Source organism: Enterobacter sp. T2, from assembly GCF_010692925.1.
Taxonomy (GTDB): domain Bacteria; phylum Pseudomonadota; class Gammaproteobacteria; order Enterobacterales; family Enterobacteriaceae; genus Enterobacter; species Enterobacter kobei.
On sequence record NZ_CP048736.1, the window covers coordinates 3,757,245 to 3,771,657 of the forward strand.

General features: G+C 57.3%; 15 protein-coding genes. 12 read left to right on the plus strand and 3 right to left on the minus strand.

Annotation, left to right across the window (positions count from 1 at the left end; translation table 11 throughout):
• Positions 1-47 precede the first annotated feature (47 nt).
• A complete protein-coding gene (gene hycA, locus G0034_RS18030; RefSeq protein WP_179121160.1) occupies positions 48-512 on the minus strand; it encodes a formate hydrogenlyase regulator HycA in 465 nt (154 codons plus the stop codon).
• 210 nt (positions 513-722) lie between these two features.
• Here hycA and hypA point away from each other — a divergent pair, with 210 nt between their 5' ends.
• From hypA to G0034_RS18080, 10 genes are all read left to right on the plus strand, one after another.
• The gene (hypA, locus tag G0034_RS18035; protein WP_179121161.1) at positions 723-1,073 is read left to right on the plus strand and encodes a hydrogenase maturation nickel metallochaperone HypA; all 351 of its coding nucleotides are present in this window, start codon (positions 723-725) and stop codon (positions 1,071-1,073) included.
• A gap of 3 nt (positions 1,074-1,076) precedes the next feature.
• A complete protein-coding gene (hypB, locus tag G0034_RS18040; RefSeq protein ID WP_023331171.1) occupies positions 1,077-1,940 on the plus strand; it encodes a hydrogenase nickel incorporation protein HypB in 864 nt (287 codons plus the stop codon).
• A complete protein-coding gene (locus G0034_RS18045; RefSeq protein WP_014885010.1) occupies positions 1,931-2,203 on the plus strand; it encodes a HypC/HybG/HupF family hydrogenase formation chaperone in 273 nt (90 codons plus the stop codon). The genes hypB and G0034_RS18045 overlap by 10 nt, the downstream gene beginning before the upstream one ends.
• A gap of 3 nt (positions 2,204-2,206) precedes the next feature.
• Complete coding sequence (hypD, locus tag G0034_RS18050; RefSeq protein WP_179121162.1) at positions 2,207-3,328, plus strand: hydrogenase formation protein HypD; 1,122 nt, start codon at positions 2,207-2,209, stop codon at positions 3,326-3,328.
• Positions 3,325-4,335 (plus strand): hydrogenase expression/formation protein HypE, encoded by a 1,011-nt coding sequence (gene hypE / locus G0034_RS18055; protein WP_179121163.1) that lies wholly within the window; start codon positions 3,325-3,327, stop codon positions 4,333-4,335. Before hypD ends, hypE begins: the two co-directional genes overlap by 4 nt.
• Before the next feature lie 64 nt (positions 4,336-4,399).
• Positions 4,400-6,472: a formate hydrogenlyase transcriptional activator FlhA gene (gene flhA / locus G0034_RS18060; protein WP_179121164.1), complete on the plus strand. Its 2,073-nt coding sequence runs from the start codon at positions 4,400-4,402 to the stop codon at positions 6,470-6,472.
• A 154-nt stretch (positions 6,473-6,626) separates the two neighbouring features.
• Positions 6,627-7,625, plus strand: coding sequence for a siderophore ABC transporter substrate-binding protein EitA (eitA, locus tag G0034_RS18065; RefSeq protein ID WP_023331175.1), 999 nt, complete (start codon positions 6,627-6,629; stop codon positions 7,623-7,625).
• Positions 7,625-8,662 carry a FecCD family ABC transporter permease gene (locus G0034_RS18070; RefSeq protein WP_045282199.1) on the plus strand — a complete coding sequence of 346 codons (1,038 nt, stop codon included), beginning with the start codon at positions 7,625-7,627 and terminating at the stop codon, positions 8,660-8,662. Before eitA ends, G0034_RS18070 begins: the two co-directional genes overlap by 1 nt.
• On the plus strand, positions 8,662-9,423 hold the full coding sequence (gene eitC / locus G0034_RS18075) for a siderophore ABC transporter ATP-binding protein EitC (protein WP_014885015.1): 762 nt from the start codon (positions 8,662-8,664) through the stop codon (positions 9,421-9,423). The genes G0034_RS18070 and eitC overlap by 1 nt, the downstream gene beginning before the upstream one ends.
• A 16-nt stretch (positions 9,424-9,439) precedes the next feature.
• Positions 9,440-10,660 (plus strand): MDR family MFS transporter, encoded by a 1,221-nt coding sequence (locus G0034_RS18080; protein WP_179121165.1) that lies wholly within the window; start codon positions 9,440-9,442, stop codon positions 10,658-10,660.
• A 5-nt stretch (positions 10,661-10,665) separates the two neighbouring features.
• Here G0034_RS18080 and G0034_RS18085 read toward each other — a convergent pair whose 3' ends face one another.
• The gene (locus tag G0034_RS18085) at positions 10,666-11,010 is read right to left on the minus strand and encodes a nitrous oxide-stimulated promoter family protein (protein ID WP_014885017.1); all 345 of its coding nucleotides are present in this window, start codon (positions 11,008-11,010) and stop codon (positions 10,666-10,668) included.
• 175 nt (positions 11,011-11,185) lie between these two features.
• Between G0034_RS18085 and G0034_RS18090 the strand changes: the two genes are divergently transcribed.
• Both G0034_RS18090 and mutS read left to right on the plus strand, forming a co-directional pair.
• Positions 11,186-11,416: a SymE family type I addiction module toxin gene (locus G0034_RS18090; protein ID WP_014885018.1), complete on the plus strand. Its 231-nt coding sequence runs from the start codon at positions 11,186-11,188 to the stop codon at positions 11,414-11,416.
• 113 nt (positions 11,417-11,529) lie between these two features.
• Complete coding sequence (gene mutS, locus G0034_RS18095; RefSeq protein ID WP_179121166.1) at positions 11,530-14,091, plus strand: DNA mismatch repair protein MutS; 2,562 nt, start codon at positions 11,530-11,532, stop codon at positions 14,089-14,091.
• Positions 14,092-14,183: 92 nt separating this feature from the next.
• Here the strand turns inward: mutS and G0034_RS18100 are convergent, their stop codons facing one another.
• Positions 14,184-14,405 carry a non-oxidative hydroxyarylic acid decarboxylases subunit D gene (locus G0034_RS18100; protein WP_003862116.1) on the minus strand — a complete coding sequence of 74 codons (222 nt, stop codon included), beginning with the start codon at positions 14,403-14,405 and terminating at the stop codon, positions 14,184-14,186.
• Positions 14,406-14,413 lie beyond the last annotated feature (8 nt).

The window sequence follows — 14,413 nt, forward strand, 5'->3', positions numbered from 1 at the left end:
TTTGACGACGAAAAGCTGTCTTCTCGACACTTTTCGACACTCGGTTCTCAGGCAACGTTTGCGGAAGGGTTTCCGGCGATCAGCTGTTTCAGGTCGACCGGTAAGTCGTGTTCAACCGCGTGATAAAGCCCTTTGTAAACCGGCGCGATTTTCTCCAGATAGTGTTCAAGCACCTGCTGGCGATCGCGGTTGCTGACGTAGCCATCGACCATGCCGTCAGCCATCAGTTGCGCTTGCGCAATACACTGTTTTTCACCCTCTTTGTTCTCGACGTAGTACTCAATGGTGTGGCTGTTAAAGCTGTCTGCCAGGGTGACAAAGACCGTGAAGTGGCCGAAGAGGACAAAGCGCATATCGCCTTGCGCCGCACAACTCATCGCATGATGCAGACGCGCTTTTGACAGGGTGATCCCCTGAACCAGAGAGTTGCAGTAGAGGTGCCACTGCTCCTGTAGCTGCTGGTGGCGCTGCGCGATGTAATCCGCTTTTTCGCTGATTTCCCAAATAGTCATAAAAGGTATCCGGTTAATGGAGATAGCGGCTGTTAAGCAGATTCCGTGCCAGTTTTTAATTTACTGATTTTATTGATCTTTAATTTCAAAACTGCTGTCAACGCGGCGGTGTCGACGTGTCATTTCGACAGCATTGACATCGTCACGCCCTGACAAAATCCAGGCTGGCACTGTTATTGCATTACCGGGGCAATTCATTGAGGAGGCGTCATGCACGAAATCACCCTCTGCCAGCGAGCGCTTGAACTTATCGAACAGCAGGCAGTGCAAAACCACGCGAAACGCGTCACCGGCGTCTGGCTGAAGATCGGGGCATTTTCCTGCGTCGAGACCAGCGCCCTGACCTTCTGTTTTGAGCTGGTATGCCGCGGCACGCTGGCGGAAGGCTGCGAGCTGCATATCGACGAGCAGCAGGCGGAGTGCTGGTGCGAGCAGTGTCAGCAGTACGTCACGCTGCTCTCCTCAAAGGTTCAGCGCTGTCCGCAGTGCCAGCGTACCGGGCTGCGGATCGTGGCGGATGACGGTATACAGATCCAACGCCTCGAAATCGAGAAGGAGTAATGTATGTGTAGTACCTGCGGTTGCGCCGAAGGCAACCTGTATATAGAAGGGGACGAACACCGCCCCCACTCCGCGTTTCGCTCCGCGCCCTTTTCCCCTGCCCCGCGTCCTGCGGCAGTTCTGACCGGCATTACCTTTGCGCCGCAACGCTCTGACGCGGGCGACCTGCACTACGGCCACGGCGAAGCGGGCACTCATGCGCCGGGCATGAGCCAGCGGCAGATGCTGGACGTCGAGATCAACGTGCTGGACAAAAATAACCAGCTCGCGGCCCGCAATCGCGCGCGCTTTGCCGCCCGCAAACAGCTGGTGCTGAACCTGGTCTCCAGCCCGGGTTCAGGCAAAACCACGCTGTTAACAGAAACACTCAAGCGCCTGAACAAACGCGTCTCTTGCGCGGTGATCGAGGGCGATCAGCAGACGGTAAACGATGCCGCGCGCATTCGTGAAACCGGCACCCCGGCGATTCAGGTCAACACGGGCAAAGGCTGCCATCTGGATGCGCAGATGATTGCCGATGCCGCACCGCGTTTGCCGCTTGAAGAGAGCGGCATCCTGTTTATTGAAAACGTCGGTAACCTCGTGTGCCCGGCGAGCTTTGACCTCGGCGAGCGCCACAAAGTCGCGGTGCTCTCCGTCACCGAAGGGGAAGACAAGCCGCTGAAGTACCCACATATGTTTGCCGCCGCCTCCCTCATGTTGCTGAACAAAGTCGACCTGCTGCCGTACCTGAATTTCGACGTGGAGAAATGTCTGGCGTATGCCCGCGAAGTGAATCCTGAGATTGCGATCGTGCTGGTCTCCGCCACGCGCGGCGACGGCATGGACGCATGGCTAAACTGGCTGGAGAGCGAACGATGTGCATAGGCGTACCCGGACAAATTCAGGCAATCGACGGTAACCAGGCCAGGGTGGAGGTCTGCGGTATATTGCGCGATGTGGATCTGACGCTGGTGGGCAGTACCGATGAAACCGGCGCGTCACGTCTCGGCCAGTGGGTGCTGGTCCATGTGGGCTTTGCAATGAGCGTGATTAACGAAGCGGAAGCCCGCGACACGCTGGATGCGCTGCAAAACATGTTTGACGTGGAGCCTGACGTGGGCGCCCTGCTGTACGGCGAGGAGCGGTAGCACATGCGTTACGTTGATGAATACCGCGCGCCAGAACAGGTACTGCAGCTTATCGGGCACCTGAAAACACGGGCGGCGCTGCTGAACAACACGAAAGAAAGGCCGCTGCGGATCATGGAGGTGTGCGGCGGACACACGCACGCCATCTTCAAATTTGGCCTCGACCAGCTACTGCCAGATAACATCGAGTTTATCCACGGCCCCGGCTGCCCGGTCTGCGTGTTGCCAATGGGCCGCATCGACAGCTGTATTGAAATTGCCAGCCAGCCTGACGTCATTTTCTGTACCTTTGGCGATGCGATGCGCGTGCCGGGGAAAAATGGCTCGCTGCTGCAGGCGAAAGCGCGCGGTGCGGACGTGCGGATCGTCTACTCGCCAATGGATGCCCTGACGCTGGCGAGGGATAACCCTGAGCGCAACGTCGTCTTTTTTGGGCTGGGTTTTGAAACCACTATGCCCGCGACGGCCATTACGCTGCAGCAGGCCAAAGCCCGCAACGTCACTAATTTTTTCTTTTTCTGTCAGCACATCACGCTCATTCCCACGCTGCGCAGCCTGCTGGAGGAGCCGGATAACGGTATCGACGCCTTTCTGGCCCCGGGACACGTCAGCATGGTGATTGGCACAGACGCCTACGGTTTCATCTCTGAACAGTACAATCGTCCGTTAGTGGTCGCTGGTTTCGAGCCACTTGATCTACTACAAGGTGTGACCATGCTGGTTGAGCAGAAAATAGCGGCCCTGAGTGCGGTCGAAAACCAGTACCGCCGCGTGGTGCCCGATGCGGGAAATGAACGGGCCCAGCAGGCCATTGCCGACGTGTTTAGCGTTGAAGGCGACAGCGAGTGGCGCGGTCTGGGGCTGATTGCCGAATCCGGCGTGCGCCTCACGCCAGCCTATCGCGCGTTTGATGCAGAAACACATTTCCGCCCGCAGCCGCAGCAGGTGTGCGACGATCCCTGTTCTCGCTGTGGCGACGTGCTCACCGGTAAGTGTAAACCTCATCAATGCCCGTTATTTGGCAACACCTGTAACCCGCAAACCGCGTTTGGCGCGCTGATGGTCTCCTCCGAAGGGGCATGCGCCGCGTGGTATCAATATCGCAACCAGGAGTGTGAAGCATGAACACGGTGGAAATGGCGCACGGAAGCGGTGGGCAGGCGATGCAGCAGTTGATTAACCGGCTGTTTATGGAGGCTTTTAACAACCCCTGGCTCGCCGAGCAGGAAGACCAGGCGCGCATCGCGCTCTCGACACTCACTGCCCAGGGCGACAGGCTGGCGTTCTCCACCGACAGCTACGTCATTGACCCGCTGTTTTTCCCGGGCGGTGATATCGGCAAGCTCGCCATCTGCGGCACGGCCAACGATGTTGCCGTCAGCGGCGCCATTCCACGCTACCTCTCCTGCGGGTTTATCCTTGAAGAGGGGCTGCCGATGGAGACGCTCACGGCGGTGGTCAACAGCATGGCACAGACGGCGCGCGAGGCGGGGATCGCTGTCGTCACCGGCGATACCAAAGTGGTTCAGCGCGGCGCCGCCGACAAACTGTTTATCAACACCGCCGGGATGGGCGCGATCCCCGCCGACATCCACTGGGGCGCACAGCAACTTAGCGTGGGCGACGTTCTGCTGGTGAGCGGCACGCTGGGATGCCATGGCGCGACGATTCTTAATCTGCGCGAAGGGTTAGGGCTGGACGGCGAACTGCGTAGCGACTGTGCGGTGCTTACCCCGCTGATTCAGGCGCTGCGCGCCATTCCTGGTGTGAAAGCCCTGCGCGACGCCACCCGTGGCGGCGTGAATGCCGTCGTCCACGAGTTCGCCGTAAGCTGCGGGTGCGGGATTGAACTGACCGAGCGTGGTCTGCCTGTCAAACCCGCCGTACGCGGGCTGTGCGAGCTGCTAGGGCTTGATCCCCTCAACTTTGCGAACGAAGGCAAGCTGGTGATCGGCGTTGAACGCGCAGCGGCGGAATCTGTCCTGGCCGGGCTGCGGTCGCATCCATTAGGGAAAGATGCCGCCATCATTGGGGAAGTGGTTGAGCGCAAAGGGGTGCGCCTGACCGGGCTTTACGGCGTGAAGCGCACACTGGATCTGCCGCACGCTGAACCGTTACCCCGAATTTGCTAGAACCGCGCCATAAGCGGTCAGCACTGAATGTCTCTTTTCTGCCAGTTTCAATTGGAAAGCAATAATGCCGTATACACCGATGAGCGATCTTGGACAGCAGGGCCTGTTTGATATCACGCGCACACTTTTACAGCAGCCCGATCTCAGCGCGCTAAGCGATGCTTTGACGCGACTGGTCAGGCAATCAGCCCTGGCAGACAGCGCCGCAATTGTGCTCTGGCATAGCGGAACGCAACGCGCGAGCTACTACTCAACGCGTGATAATGGCAAAACGTTTGAATACGAAGATGAAACGTATCTGGCGCATGGTCTGGTGCGCCGCATTCTCTCCCGTCCGGAAGCCCTGCACTGCAATTTTGAGGAGTTCAGGATGGCGTGGCCGCGGCTTGCCGGGAGCAACCTCTATCAGCCTTTTGGCCACTACAGCATGCTGCCGCTGGCGGCGGAGGGCCATATCTTTGGCGGCTGCGAGTTCATCCGCACGACCGACCGGCCCTGGAGCGAAGCGGAGTACGAGCGTCTGCACACCTTTACCCAGATTGTGGCCGTGGTGGCAGAGCAGATCCAAAGTCGCGTCACCAATAACGTGGATTACGACCTGCTGAGCCGCGAGCGCGATAACTTCCGCATCCTGGTGGCAATCACTAACGCCGTGCTGTCACGTCTCGATATGGATGAGTTGGTCAGCGAAGTCTCAAAAGAGATCCACCACTATTTCAAAATCGACGCTATCAGTATTGCGCTGCGGGGGCATCGCAAGGGCAAGCTGAATATCTATTCCACGCACTATCTCGATGAAGCCAACCCGGCGCATGAGCAAAGTGAAGTGGATGAAGCGGGCACCCTTTCTGAACGGGTATTCAAAAGCAAAGAGATCCTCCTGCTTAACCTGAGCGAACAGGATCCGGTGGCGCCGTATGAGCGAATGCTGTTTAACACCTGGGGCAATAAGATCCAGACCCTGTGCCTGCTACCGCTTATGTCCGGCAACACCATGCTTGGGGTGCTGAAACTGGCGCAGTGTGATGAAGCCGTGTTTACCACCGCCAACCTGAAGCTGCTGCGCCAGATTGCCGAGCGTATCTCCATCGCGCTGGATAACGCCCTCGCCTATCAGGAGATCCATCGCCTGAAAGAGCGGCTGGTGGACGAGAACCTGGCCCTGACCGAGCAGCTTAATAATGTGGACAGCGAGTTTGGCGAAATCATCGGGCGCAGCGATGCGATGTACAGCGTCCTCAAGCAGGTGGAAATGGTGGCGCAGAGCGACAGCACGGTGCTGATTTTGGGTGAAACCGGCACGGGTAAAGAGCTGATTGCCAGAGCCATCCACAACCTGAGCAATCGCAACAGCCGCCGGATGGTGAAGATGAACTGCGCGGCGATGCCTGCGGGCCTGCTGGAAAGTGACCTCTTCGGCCACGAGCGCGGCGCATTTACCGGGGCCAGCAGCCAGCGCCTGGGGCGTTTTGAACTGGCCGATAAAAGCTCGCTGTTCCTCGACGAAGTGGGCGATATGCCGCTGGAGTTACAGCCTAAACTGCTGCGCGTCTTGCAGGAGCAGGAGTTTGAGCGCCTTGGCAGCAACAAGCTTATCCAGACTGACGTGCGGCTGATTGCCGCCACCAACCGCGACCTGAAAAAAATGGTCGCCGACCGCGAATTCAGAAGCGATCTCTACTATCGCCTGAACGTCTTCCCGATCTGCCTGCCCCCACTGCGCGAACGTCCGGAAGATATCCCCCTGCTGGTAAAAGCCTTTACCGCGAAGATCGCCCGCCGAATGGGGCGAAATATTGACAGTATTCCTGCCGAAACGCTACGCACCCTCTCGTCGATGGAGTGGCCGGGTAACGTCCGCGAACTGGAAAACGTCATTGAGCGTGCGGTGCTGCTCACGCGTGGCAATGTGCTGCAACTTTCCCTGCCGGAGGTTTCTCTGCCTGAAACGACCGTGACCGCAGCCGAGATCGCAAAAGAGGGAGAAGATGAATATCAGCTCATTATGCGCGTGCTGAAAGAGACGAACGGCGTGGTCGCCGGCCCGAAAGGGGCAGCCCAGCGTTTAGGCTTAAAACGCACGACCCTGCTGTCGCGCATGAAGCGCCTCGGGATTGATAAAGAGAACCTGCTGTAAGTCCGCATGCTGGCGGTGTTATTCTGGCACCGCCTTTTGTCACCCTGCGCAATTGTCCCTCATTGACACAAAATCGTTTCCTCTGTATAAAATTCCGCCTTAATAATGAGTTTCATTTGCATCAAAAAATAATTTTAATGAAGGGTAGCATTTAATGAAAAAGGTCATCTGCGCGTTGGGCCTGGCGATTGCATCGGTCAGTTCTGCTCTGGCAACCACATATCCTCTGACAATTGAAAACTGTGGTTATAAAGAGACCTTCACCAAAGCGCCGGAACGCGTCGTGGCCCTGGGTCAGAATACCGTCGAAATTTTGCTCCTGCTCGGCCTGCAGGATAAGGTGAAGGCCAGCGCCTTCTGGCCGACCAAAGTGCTGCCGCAGCTGGCTGAACAGAACGCAAAAATCAAAACCCTGACGGTAGAAATCCCTACGCTTGAATCTATCCTTGCGCAAAATCCTGATTTTGTACCTGCCCAGCTTCCTCTGTTACTTGGGCCTGAGAGTAAGGTCGCAAAACGTGAAGATTTGGCGACCGTCGGTGTGAATAGCTACGTCTCACCGGGCATGTGCGCGACCAAAAAAGCCACAGGAGATATGTACGGCAGCCGCCAGAAGCTGTGGGACATGACCTATCTCTATAAGGAGATTGAGGATTTTGCCAAAATCTTTAACGTGGAAGATCGCGGCCAGGCCGTCATTGCCGATTTCAAAAAACGTGAGGCTGACCTGCGCCAGGAGTTTGGTAAAAACAAAAAGGACCTCTCCTTTGTTTTCTGGTTCTCAAGCTCCTCTCCTTCGGCTGATGCTTACGTCGGCGGTAAAAACAGCGCCTCCGGATTTATTGCCAACGTGCTGGGCGGGCACAACGCCATTACATCTGAAACCGAATGGCCAACCGTGGGCTGGGAAAGCATTATTGCCGCTAATCCGGATGTGATTGTGGTCTCCAGTCTGGACCGTAACCGCTGGGCGCTGGATAACGCGGAAGAAAAAATCAAATTCCTGAAAAACGATCCTGCCGTCAGCCAGCTTGATGCCGTCAAAAAAGGCCATATCGTGGTGATGGACGGCCAGGCGATGAACCCAACGATTCGTACAATTTACGGTGCTGAACAGGTGGGTGAACAGCTCAGAAAACTGGGGCTGAACTGATGACAGCCGCTGTACTTCAGGCCCGCCAGGGCCTGTTCCTGACCACGTCTGCTCTGCTTGCCATTGTACTGTTGTTTCTGGTCATCGCCCTTGGCGTCAGCGTCGGTGAACTGTCCATCCCGCTGGATAACGTGTTTTATGCTATCAGCAATAAAATGGGGCTCACCGAGGTTCCGCTCAACCGCATCTATGAGAGCGTTATCTGGGACTTTCGCCTGAGCCGTGCGCTGGTTGCTGCCTGCTGTGGCGCCGGGCTAGCCATCTGCGGTGCCGTCCTGCAAAGTCTGTTGAAGAACGCGCTGGCGGAACCCTATGTTCTCGGCGTGTCTGCGGGGGCCTCAACCGGGGCGGTTTCCGTCGTGGTGCTGGGTGTGGGAACGGGAGCCGTTTCGCTGTCTGCGGGGGCCTTCGCGGGTGCCTTCGCCGCCTTTGCATTTGTCGCTTTTCTGACGAACGGCGCGCGCGGCGGCAATGAACGCACTATTCTGGCAGGCGTTGCGGCTTCGCAGTTGTTCAATGCCATTACCGCCTACACCATCAGCACGTCAGCCAGCGCACAGCAGGCGCGAGATGTCATGTTCTGGCTGCTGGGCAGCTTCAGCGGCGTACGCTGGCCGGAATTCCAGCTGGTACTGGTGGTGGTCCTGCTGGGGTTAGCCGTTTGCCTCTTCTATTCCCGGGCGCTGGATGCCTTTACGTTCGGTGACGACGCTGCCGCATCGCTGGGGATTGCCGTTCCCTGGGTACGCCTGGCGTTATTTATCACGACCGCACTGATTACCGCGACCATCGTCAGTATGGCAGGCTCCATCGGCTTTGTGGGGCTGGTGGTTCCGCACGTCATGCGTTTCCTGTTCGGACCTTTGCATCGCACGCTGCTCATTGCCAGCGCGCTGGCCGGGGCGATCCTGATGGTGCTGGCAGACATTGCCTCACGCATGCTGATTGCGCCGCAAAGCCTGCCCGTCGGCGTAGTGACCGCACTGGTGGGCGTTCCCTTCTTTGCCGTGATTATTTACCGTTCAAGGAATAAGTGATGAGTATCTGCGCTGAAAATATTACCTGGAAGGTCGGCAAAAAGGCGATCGTCAATGACGTCTCGCTGAAGGTCTCCCGGGGGGAAACCGTCGGCCTGCTGGGCCCAAACGGCTGCGGAAAATCGTCTCTTTTGCGTATCCTCGCGGGACTGCGTCGCCCGGATGCGGGCCGCGTGACGCTGGACGGGCAGGACATCTCCCGCATCGCCAAAAAGCAGCTTGCCCGCCGGGTAGCGTTCGTTGAGCAGCACGGGATGACCGACGCCAACATGCGCGTTCGCGACGTGGTGAAACTTGGACGAATTCCGCACCACTCCGCTTTTTCCAACTGGAGCACGCACGATGACGAGACCGTCACGGCGGCACTGCAACGCGTGGATATGCTGGATAAAAGCGACCAGGGCTGGCTGAGCCTCTCCGGCGGAGAGCGCCAGCGGGTGCACATTGCCCGCGCGCTGGCCCAGACCCCAACGGAAATCCTGCTGGACGAACCGACCAACCACCTGGACATTCATCATCAGATGCAGCTGATGCAGTTGATCAGCGAATTACCGGTCACCAGCATTGTCGCTATCCACGATCTCAACCACGCCTCGATGTTCTGCGACTCGCTGATTGTGATGCAGAAGGGGCAAATTGTGGCGACGGGGACACCTCAGGACATCTTATCCGAGTCGTTGCTGTGGGATGTTTTCCGGGTCAAAACCAAAATTGAGATCTCGCCGTTCCATGGCAAAAAGCACATCCACTTTATCGTTTAGGGGCGCGTAAATCACAATGCTCCTTCGCCCAGCCGCCACGCTCTGGCCGCCCGTCTTACTGGGTAGCCAGTTTGTTTTCAACATTGGCTTTTACGCCGTCGTTCCTTTCCTGGCGATATTCCTGCGCGACGACATGCTGCTCTCCGGCGGACTGATCGGGCTGATTCTGGGCCTGCGCACCTTCTCCCAGCAGGGGATGTTTATCGTTGGCGGTGCCCTCTCGGACCGGTTTGGCGCGAAAGTGGTTATCCTCAGCGGCTGTATTGTTCGTGTTTCAGGTTATCTGCTGCTGGCCTTCGGGGAAACGCTCTCGCCGATTATTGTGGGCGCATGTCTGACGGGCATCGGCGGCGCATTATTTTCCCCTTCGATTGAGGCATTGCTGGCCAAAGCGGGCACGCACAGTGAGGCGAAAGGGACACGAAGCCGGGCGGAGTGGTTTGCACTGTTTGCAGTCTGCGGGGAACTCGGCGCGGTACTGGGCCCGGTTGCTGGCGCCCTGTTAACGGGACTTGGCTTCCGCCAGGTGGCGCTGGCGGGTGCAGGGGTCTTTATTATTGCGTTAGTGGTGCTCTACTTCTGCCTTCCTGCTTCTGGCCGCCGTTCGCAAACGCTGAAAATACAGCCCTGGTGGACAACCTTCCGCCAGCCTCGCTTCGTCGCCTTCATCATTGCCTATAGCTCATGGCTGTTAAGCTACAACCAGCTTTATCTGGCGCTGCCGGTGGAGATCCAGCGATCTGGCGGTAACGAGAAAGATCTCGGTCCGCTTTTTATGCTCGCCTCCGTGCTGATCATTACCTTACAGCTGCCGCTGGCACGCTTTGCCCGCCGCGTGGGCGCGGTGAGGATCCTGCCGGTGGGCTTTTTGCTGCTTTCTACGGCCTTTGCGAGCGTAGCGATGTTTGCAGCGACTGAACCGCCGGAGGGCTGGTTGCGGTTGCTGCCGTCGGTCTTATTTGTCACGTTACTGACGCTGGGACAAATGCTGCTGGTCCCCTCGGCAAAAGATCTCATTCCGCGGTTCGCCGAGGAATCAACGTTGGGGGCGCATTATGGTGCTCTCGCCACCGCCGGAGGGATTGCGGTACTGGCGGGAAATTTGTTGTTTGGCAGTCTGCTGGATCGCGCGCTGGTGCCTTCGGCTCAGGCAATATACCCCTGGCTGCTGCTGGCCCTCTTCCCGTTATGCAGCGCCCTGGCCCTGCAGGTAATTTGCCGCCCGCTGCGAAGCTGAACGGCTCACTTTTTCGGGCGATACTTTTCCGGTAATTCCGGTACCGGACGACGATCGTCAATCAGATGACGAACGGTCAGGACAGGATGACGCCATAACATGCGTGGCCCCGCCCAGCGCATAATCTGCTTCATTTCTTCCCGCTTTGCGGGCTGGTAGCAGTGTACCGGACACTGTTTACAGGCAGGCTTTTCTTCACCAAAAACACACTTATCCAGGCGCTTATCGGCATACGCGTTCAGCGCCTGATAATGCCCCTCTTCCCGAGACGCCTGCGGGCACTGCTTTTCAAACAACGCGATCATTTTCGCGATAGTCTCTTTTTCTCGTGATATGCGTTTACCGGACATAGCGACTTACCGATTAATAAGATGCATCAATAATACTCTTTTAAACCCTGAATTTCAGTTGTTGCATTCCGTTTTCTGAAGCCTGATTCCAGCATTAATGCTACACCGCCTGAAAATCACGGGTATTTTATACAGGCATCAGGAGTGACCGTTGTCCGTATTGTCTGGAGGTTCTATGCAAGAGATCGCGACTGGCAAACCCTACCGCCATTTAAAAGTGGGATATTTCAGAAAACGTCACGAGGATCGAAAAACTAAGATACCTAAGCGTTACAGCGTACATGCGGCGTTGAGCTTAAAAGGGGACTGGCTTGAAAAGGCGGGCTTTACTACCAACGCCCAGGTCAGGGTGGGCGTGGAACATGGCAAAATTGTCATCGAGTTGATGCCGGAAGGCACGTCGTAAAGCCGCGACATTTTTCTGCGACATCGCTTTTTTTCATGCGACAATAGCAGGAACTAACGGCCACTGAGCCGCTCAAAACGGTTTCTTTTCAAAGAAATGGACATCATAACTCCATGAGCACAATCGACAATTTCGACGCACATACGCCGATGATGCAGCAGTATCTGAAGCTGAAAGCACAGCATCCGGAAATCCTGCTGTTTTACCGTATGGGCGATTTTTACGAGCTGTTTTATGACGATGCCAAACGTGCATCGCAGTTGCTCGACATTTCGCTGACCAAACGTGGCGCATCGGCAGGTGAGCCCATCCCGATGGCAGGCATCCCGCACCATGCGGTAGAGAACTACCTGGCCAAACTGGTCAATCAGGGAGAATCCGTCGCCATTTGCGAACAGATTGGCGATCCGGCGACGTCGAAGGGGCCGGTTGAACGCAAAGTCGTGCGCATCGTCACGCCAGGTACCATCAGTGATGAAGCCCTGCTTCAGGAGCGCCAGGATAACCTGCTGGCGGCGCTGTGGCAGGACGGCAAAGGGTTTGGTTATGCCACACTGGACATCAGCTCCGGGCGTTTTCGTCTGAGTGAACCCGCTGACCGTGAAACGATGGCTGCCGAATTGCAGCGCACCAACCCGGCCGAGCTGCTCTATGCCGAAGATTTCGCCGAGATGGCGCTGATTGAAGGTCGCCGAGGTTTACGCCGTCGCCCGCTGTGGGAATTCGAAATAGATACCGCGCGCCAGCAGCTGAATCTGCAGTTTGGCACCCGCGACTTGATCGGTTTTGGCGTTGAAAATGCGCCGCGCGGGTTGTGTGCAGCAGGTTGTCTGCTGCAATACGTGAAAGACACCCAACGCACCGCCCTGCCGCATATCCGTTCTATCACCATGGAGCGCCAGCAGGACAGCATCATCATGGATGCCGCCACGCGCCGCAACCTGGAGATCACGCAGAACCTGGCGGGTGGCATAGAAAATACCCTCGCGTCGGTCCTCGACAGCACGGTGACGCCGATGGGGAGCCGTATGCTGAAACGCTGGCTGCATATGCCCATTCGCGATACGAATACGCTTGTCTGCCGTCAACAGACGATTGCCGCATTGCAGGATCGTTACACCGAGCTGCAGCCCGTTCTGCGCCAGGTGGGCGATCTCGAGCGTATCCTTGCCCGTCTGGCATTGCGCACCGCGCGCCCACGCGATCTCGCACGTATGCGTCATGCTTTCCAGCAGTTACCGGAACTGCGTGCTCAGTTGAGCGACGTTGACAGCGCTCCGGTTCAGAAACTCCGTGAAACGATGGGCGAGTTTACCGAGCTTCGCGAACTGCTGGAACGCGCCATTATCGATGCGCCTCCGGTTCTGGTGCGTGACGGCGGCGTCATTGCCCCTGGCTACAACGAGGAGCTGGACGAATGGCGGGCGCTGGCAGACGGTGCAACGGATTATCTTGATAAACTGGAAATCCGCGAGCGCGAGCGTCTTGGGCTCGACACCCTGAAAGTGGGGTATAACGCGGTACACGGTTACTATATTCAGATCAGCCGCGGGCAGAGCCATCTGGCACCAATTCACTACGTCCGTCGTCAGACGTTGAAAAACGCCGAGCGCTACATTATTCCCGAGCTGAAAGAGTACGAAGACAAAGTGCTCACCTCGAAAGGTAAAGCACTGGCGCTGGAAAAACAGCTGTATGAAGAGCTGTTTGACATGCTGATGCCACACCTGGCCGATCTGCAGCTTAGCGCCAGCGCGCTGGCGGAACTGGATGTGCTGGTGAACCTGGCTGAACGCGCGGAAACGCTGAACTATACCTGTCCGACCTTTACCGACAAGCCCGGTATCCGCATCGCTGAAGGCCGTCACCCGGTGGTCGAGCAGGTACTGAATGAGCCGTTCATCGCCAACCCGCTGAACCTCTCGCCGCAGCGAAGAATGCTGATCATTACCGGGCCAAACATGGGCGGTAAAAGTACCTATATGCGCCAGACCGCTTTGATTGCGCTGCTCGCCTATATCGGCAGCTACGTCCCGGCGCAACACGTTGAGATTGGCCCTATCGACCGTATCTTTACCCGCGTCGGGGCGGCAGACGATCTGGCGAGCGGTCGCTCAACCTTTATGGTGGAGATGACCGAAACGGCTAACATTCTGCACAACGCGACGGAACACAGTCTGGTGCTGATGGACGAAGTCGGACGCGGAACATCAACCTACGATGGCCTGTCGCTGGCATGGGCCTGCGCTGAAAGCCTCGCGAACAAAATCAAAGCCATGACGCTGTTCGCCACCCATTACTTCGAGCTGACGCAGCTACCGGAGAAGATGGAAGGGGTGGCTAACGTCCACCTTGATGCGCTGGAACACGGCGATACCATCGCCTTCATGCACACGGTGCAGGACGGTGCGGCGAGCAAGAGCTATGGCCTGGCCGTCGCGGCGCTGGCTGGCGTACCGAAAGAGGTAATTAAGCGCGCGCGTCAGAAACTGCGTGAGCTGGAAAGCCTGTCACCGAATGCGGCGGCGACGCAGATTGATGGCACGCAGATGTCGCTGCTTGTGCCTGCGGAAGAGACGTCGCCTGCGGTGGAAGCACTTGAGAATCTCGACCCGGATTCACTGACGCCGCGTCAGGCGCTGGAGTGGATTTATCGGTTGAAGAGTCTGGTGTAGTTCTCTGCGATCTTTATTGCCCGGTGGCGCTGCGCTTACCGGGCCTACGGGTTTTGTAGGCCGGGTATAGCGAAGCCGCCACCCGGCTTTTTTTACAGCAGCGGTGGGATCGTCGGCACCTGCGGTGCCTCGTCAATATCCTTCTGCGTCATACGAAACGCTTCCGGATAATGTTCACGGCTGGTGCGGCGCAGCGGCTCGGTATCGCGCCAGGTATAGAGACAATGCTGGCACTGATAAACCGTCCAGACCCCCTTCACGGGTGATGTCGCCATCACTTCAATATGTTCATCGGCACAACGTGGACAAATCATCTTTTCCT